Consider the following 5,315-nt stretch of genomic DNA (forward strand, 5'->3'; position numbering starts at 1 on the left):
CGTCATCTCGACAATAGGAGAGATCTCTCCTATTGTCGAGATGACGAGGTGGCTATTTTAGAACGATAACTTAGTTCACTCGCTTTACTTAAAATCGACTTTCTGCGAAAAGGCCTAGGAAATTTTGCCCATTTAGCGAAGCGGGCAAAAGATTCCAGTCTTAGAGTAGAATGGCTATTTTACCGTTAATTTCTTAATCGGTTCCAATACCACTTTTCTAAACTCCACTTCAGAGCCCTCTGCCTGCAATGCAATATTGCCGCTACTTACCGTGCAATTGGTTCCATGGTTTACAAAAACGTCGTTAACCCATACTTTCACCTGATCACCCAAACATTCGATAACCATTTTATTCCATTCGCCTACAGGTTTCTCAACATCCTGAACCAATCTTTTTATTCTTCTAAGCTTATCGCCATTAACGCCCCAGTTTTCTTTGGGACCACGTCTTGTTTCCATATCAGGAACAGTAATGTCTTCCTGGATACACCAAAAATCACCGGCCATAGTATGCTGCATTTGTACTTCTATTGATTTTGGGAACATATCGTAAAGTGCCCTCGGTGTAGAAGCATGTACAAGTACACCACAATTGCCTGGTTTGGCGGCAAAACGATATTGTACTTCCAAACGGTAATTTTTATAAGTAGCATCGGTAATCAGGTGACCTCCTGGAGTTCCCAAACTTACCAATAAACCGTTACGAATGATAAAAGGCATCCGGGCGTTTGAATCTTTATCCATTTCAGGAACATCTGCATGCCATCCGGTTAGGTCTTTGCCATTAAACAAGCTCTTTGATTGAGCAAATGAGGCAGCTGAGCTTAAAATTAAAGCTAGTGCCAGAAGTGATTTGGTTAGGTTTCTTTTCATCTTTATTGTAATACTAATATAGAAATACTTTTAGCAACTCGCTTTTTTTTCTATTTTGTGTTTTCCAAATAAAATAAGAAAGTATGACCATCCTAATCGTCCTATTGTGTATCCTATTTCTGATTGTTTTAGTTTCAGCATTTAAGGTCAATGCATTTGTTGCATTTCTAATTGTATCTATACTTGCCGGTATTTTACTGGGCATTCCACTTAATAAAGTTACAGCCTCCGTAGAAAAGGGAATTGGAGATGTTTTAGGCTCTTTGGTAGTAATCATTACTGTGGGGGCTATGTTGGGTAAACTTGTGGCCCAAAGTGGCGCAGCGCAAAGAATTGCATCCTCTATGATGAATTTTTGCGGAGAGAAATATATACAATGGGGAGTAGTTACTACGGGGTTCCTAATCGGTATTCCATTGTTTTACGGGATAGGTTTTGTGTTAATGGTTCCGTTGATTTTTTCTATTGTTTACAAGTATAAGTTGCCTGTTATTTACATCGGTTTGCCTATGCTTGCTGCTTTATCTGTTACTCACGGATTTTTACCACCGCATCCTTCGCCTTCTGCACTTGTTATTCAGTTTAAGGCCAATATGGGTTTAACGTTGTTGTACGGATTAATTGTAGCTGTGCCTGCCATTATTATAGGTGGACCATTGTTTTCGAGAACGCTTAAAGCTATTCCATCAAAACCATTGGCATCTTTTGTTCCTGCCGATATGCCTGAAGAAGAATTGCCGGGCACATTTAATAGCTTTTTTACGGCCTTACTGCCTGTTTTACTTTTAATAGGCGCTACAGTATTCACATTTTCAGAAAATCAGAATCCAGCTGTGTCCAATTTCTTTGCTTTTGCGGGAAGTCCGACAATTGCCATGCTTATTGCATTGTTTGTTGCAACATTTTCGCTAGGTATTTTTCAGGGCAAGAAAATGGGGGATATCATGAATATCTATGGCGAAGCGATTAAAGATGTTGCCATGATATTGTTAATTATCGGTGGATCTGGCGCATTAAAGCAAGTTTTGGTAGATAGTGGGGTAAGCGGACAAATAGCAGTCCTTTTAAAAGATATGGATATGCAGCCTTTATTTTTAGGCTGGTTAATTGCCGCAATTATTCGTTTTTGTGTGGGTTCTGCAACAGTAGCAGGCTTGACAACTGCGGGGATTATTTTACCTTTGATGGTATCGTCTAATACAGATCCTAACTTAATGGTTTTGGCAGTTGGTGCAGGCAGTTTAATGTTTTCGCACGTAAACGATTCCGGATTCTGGATGTTTAAAGAGTACTTTAACTTAAGTATGAAGGATACCTTTAAATCGTGGGCCGTAATGGAATCAATAGTAGGTGTTGTTGGATTGGTAGGCGTACTTTTATTAAATCAAATTATTTAAATATAGATATGGGAACTTTTAATGCAGATGAACAGTTTGAAAAATTAGGATTAACATTGCCTCCGGCGCCAACACCTTTGGGTGTTTATAAACCTTTTTTGATTGATGGAAAGTATCTTTATTTATCAGGACATGGGCCTGTTAGAGATGATAAAAGTTTGATAATCGGACGTGTGGGTGTTGAATTTGATAAAGAAGAAGGTAAACTTGCTGCAAGACAAGTAGGGTTAACCATGTTATCAACCATAAAAACAAATTTAGGCAGCTTAAACCGTGTAAAAAGAGTAATCAAAGTTTTAGGGATGGTAAATTGCACGCCAGATTTCGAAAGGCATCCCTTTGTAATTAACGGTTGCAGCGAACTTTTTGCCCAGGTTTGGGGAGAAGAAAATGGCATTGGCACCAGAAGTGCGGTAGGTTTTGGGTCGTTGCCTGACAACATCCCTGTAGAGATTGAAGCTTTATTCGAACTTCATGAATAACCCTAAAAAACTAACAAACCGGTATTGGTTTGAGATTGATAATGTGAGTGAACTTGATTCACCGGCATTGGTCTTTTACCCTGATCGTATTGCAGATAACATCACTCAGTTAAAAGCCAGCATTGATTCGGTTAGCAGATTGCGACCTCATGTAAAGACTCATAAATCCAGTGAGGTTACCTTGTTGATGATAAATGCCGGAATAGCTAAGTTTAAATGTGCTACAATTGCAGAGGCAGAGATGTTAGCCCTTTGCGGTGCTGAGGATGTTTTGCTGGCCTATCAGCCTGTTGGCCCAAAAGTTAAAAGATACGTATCGCTTATAAAAGCTTTTCCGCTAACACGATTTTCGTGTTTGGTCGATAATGAGCAATCATTAAATGAACTTTCGGAAGCTGCTGTTGAATCGGGATTGGAAATAAATTTGTTTCTGGATCTGAACTTAGGGATGAACCGAACGGGCATTTTACCCAACGAAAAGGCGCTGGCACTTTACCAGAAAATGAATGTTTCCGGCGGAATAAATGCTATAGGTTTGCATGGTTATGATGGTCATATCCATGATGTTTCATTATCGCAAAGAAGGGAGAAGTGGCAGGTTGGCTGGAATTTACTTAAAAACTTAAAAGATAGCATTGTAGCTAAAGGTTTGCCTGTGCCGGTTATTGTAGGTGGTGGTACGCCTACTTATCCTTTTTACGCGGAACAACCCGAAGTAGAATGTAGTCCGGGTACATTTATTCTGTGGGATAAAGGATACCAAAACTCTTTTGAAGAGCAGGAGTATTTAATTGCAGCGGTTCTTATAAGTCGCGTAATTTCTTTGCCGGATGAAACCAAAATAAGTCTGGATTTAGGACATAAAGCTGTAGCTGCAGAAAATGAACTTACTAAAAGAGTTTCATTTTTGAATGCTCCGGATGCCAAAATAATAAGTCAGAGCGAAGAGCATTTGGTATTGGAAATGACTAAAGGACATGGTTTTAAAATAGGGGATGTTTTGTATGGTTTGCCAATCCATATTTGTCCAACTGTTGCCTTATATGACCATGCAGCGACGGTTATAGATTATAAAATTACCGGCGAATGGGCCATTGTTTCAAGAAATAGAAAGATTAATATATAACCTATGTTTACAATTGATGCGCATTTGGATTTAAGCATGAATGCTTTGGAGTGGAATCGTGATTTGACTTTGCCTGTTTCTTCGATCAATGCGAGGGAGGAGGGATTAACTGATAAGCCGGATAGGGCAAAAGCAGTTGTCTCGTTACCCGAACTTAGAAAAGGTAAAATCGGACTTGTTGTAGCCACCCAGATTGCCCGATATGTAGCACCAGGGAATAAGTTGCCCGGATGGCACTCCCCGGCACAGGCATGGGCGCAAACCCAAGGTCAGCTTGCATGGTATAAAGCAATGGAGGAGGCAGGGGAGATGGTGCAGATTACTGATCTGGCAGGTTTAGAAAAGCACCTTGCTTTATGGGCTGCTGATACCTTGGATGCTCAAAAACCAATTGGCTATATTTTAAGTCTCGAAGGTGCTGATTCCATAGTAACCATTGGGCATTTAGAAAAAGCGCATCAAAATGGTTTAAGAGCCGTTGGTCCAGCTCATTATGGTCCTGGAAGATATGCTCAGGGTACTGATGCAACTGGATTTATGGGGCCTAATGGTCATGAGTTGCTTAAGGAAATGGAGCGGTTGAATATTATTTTAGATGCTACACACTTATGTGATGATAGTTTTTGGGAGGCTCTTGATTATTTTAGCGGCCATGTTTGGGCTTCACATAACAATTGCAGGGCGCTTGTGAACCATAACCGTCAGTTTAGTGATGATCAGATCAAGGCGCTAATAGAACGGGGTGCAGTTATTGGCGGTGCTTTAGATGCCTGGATGATGGTGCCTAACTGGGTGCGTGGTAAGTCTACCCCAAAGCAAATGAATTGCAATCTGGATGTGATGATTGATCACATAGATCATATTTGCCAGTTAGCTGGAAATACGCATCATGTTGGAATTGGTTCTGATCTTGATGGTGCATTTGGGAAGGAACAGTGTCCTTATGATTTGGAAACTATTGCTGATCTTCAAAAGATACCTGCCTTGTTTAAGGTCAGAGGATATTCGGACCTGGATATTGAAAATCTGATGAGTGGAAACTGGTTAAGGTTTTTGCGAAAAGCATGGTAATTGGGGTCTATAACATCTTAGTCTATACGTTAACATTAAAAAGACTTTTTAAAGTCGTTTTAATGTTAAAGGTCGGCCAGACTCGTTTCAAAGTCGTTCAAGAGTTGTCTGAAAGTCGTTTATTTATTTAAGCGCCCAATACCCTACGGCCAGCCAGATCAGGCCTTTTATCAGGAAAAACAAAAATCCCCAAACGCCGACTTTTTTCAGCCATTTTAGAATTGCAGCTTTTTTTTCTGATGGGGTTCTACTAGTCATAAGATATCAATTCATAACGCTGTTTATCTTCAGACAAATATATCTTATTTGAAATAATTGTAAATAAAATTGAATGTAATTTTAATGTTTGAATGTATTAGTTTAAAC

6 protein-coding genes are annotated in these 5,315 nt (G+C 39.7%); 4 read left to right on the top strand and 2 right to left on the bottom strand.

Annotated elements, in window-relative coordinates; translation table 11 throughout:
• Window positions 1-174: 174 nt before the first annotated feature.
• Window positions 175-873, bottom strand: a complete 699-nt coding sequence (locus AC1DDX_RS22845) for a 3-keto-disaccharide hydrolase (RefSeq protein WP_172660426.1) — start codon at window positions 871-873, stop codon at window positions 175-177.
• A gap of 83 nt (window positions 874-956) precedes the next feature.
• Here AC1DDX_RS22845 and AC1DDX_RS22850 point away from each other — a divergent pair, with 83 nt between their 5' ends.
• From AC1DDX_RS22850 to AC1DDX_RS22865, 4 genes are read left to right on the top strand one after another with little or no spacing between them, the layout of a single operon-like run.
• Entirely contained in the window at window positions 957-2,270 is a 1,314-nt protein-coding gene (locus AC1DDX_RS22850) for a gluconate:H+ symporter (protein WP_172660425.1), read from the top strand.
• Window positions 2,271-2,278: 8 nt separating this feature from the next.
• Complete coding sequence (locus tag AC1DDX_RS22855) at window positions 2,279-2,752, top strand: RidA family protein (protein ID WP_048906113.1); 474 nt, start codon at window positions 2,279-2,281, stop codon at window positions 2,750-2,752.
• Window positions 2,745-3,878, top strand: coding sequence for a D-TA family PLP-dependent enzyme (locus AC1DDX_RS22860; protein ID WP_337717972.1), 1,134 nt, complete (start codon window positions 2,745-2,747; stop codon window positions 3,876-3,878). The genes AC1DDX_RS22855 and AC1DDX_RS22860 overlap by 8 nt, the downstream gene beginning before the upstream one ends.
• Before the next feature lie 3 nt (window positions 3,879-3,881).
• Window positions 3,882-4,949 carry a dipeptidase gene (locus tag AC1DDX_RS22865; RefSeq protein ID WP_337717970.1) on the top strand — a complete coding sequence of 356 codons (1,068 nt, stop codon included), beginning with the start codon at window positions 3,882-3,884 and terminating at the stop codon, window positions 4,947-4,949.
• Between the two features lie 123 nt (window positions 4,950-5,072).
• Here the strand turns inward: AC1DDX_RS22865 and AC1DDX_RS22870 are convergent, their stop codons facing one another.
• Window positions 5,073-5,207 carry an alanyl-tRNA synthetase gene (locus AC1DDX_RS22870; protein ID WP_288884387.1) on the bottom strand — a complete coding sequence of 45 codons (135 nt, stop codon included), beginning with the start codon at window positions 5,205-5,207 and terminating at the stop codon, window positions 5,073-5,075.
• Window positions 5,208-5,315: the final 108 nt, after the last annotated feature.

The sequence above is a fragment of the Pedobacter sp. 10L46_2 genome (assembly GCF_056395165.1).

Bases quoted from the DNA above. Each gene is read 5' to 3' on its own strand.
- AC1DDX_RS22870 (WP_288884387.1), bottom strand. From the start codon at position 5,207: ATGACTAGTAGAACCCCATCAGAAAAAAAAGCTGCAATTCTAAAATGG.
- AC1DDX_RS22865 (WP_337717970.1), top strand. From the start codon at position 3,882: ATGTTTACAATTGATGCGCATTTGGATTTAAGCATGAATGCTTTGGAG.
- AC1DDX_RS22845 (WP_172660426.1), bottom strand. From the start codon at position 873: ATGAAAAGAAACCTAACCAAATCACTTCTGGCACTAGCTTTAATTTTA.
- AC1DDX_RS22860 (WP_337717972.1), top strand. From the start codon at position 2,745: ATGAATAACCCTAAAAAACTAACAAACCGGTATTGGTTTGAGATTGAT.
- AC1DDX_RS22855 (WP_048906113.1), top strand. From the start codon at position 2,279: ATGGGAACTTTTAATGCAGATGAACAGTTTGAAAAATTAGGATTAACA.
- AC1DDX_RS22850 (WP_172660425.1), top strand. From the start codon at position 957: ATGACCATCCTAATCGTCCTATTGTGTATCCTATTTCTGATTGTTTTA.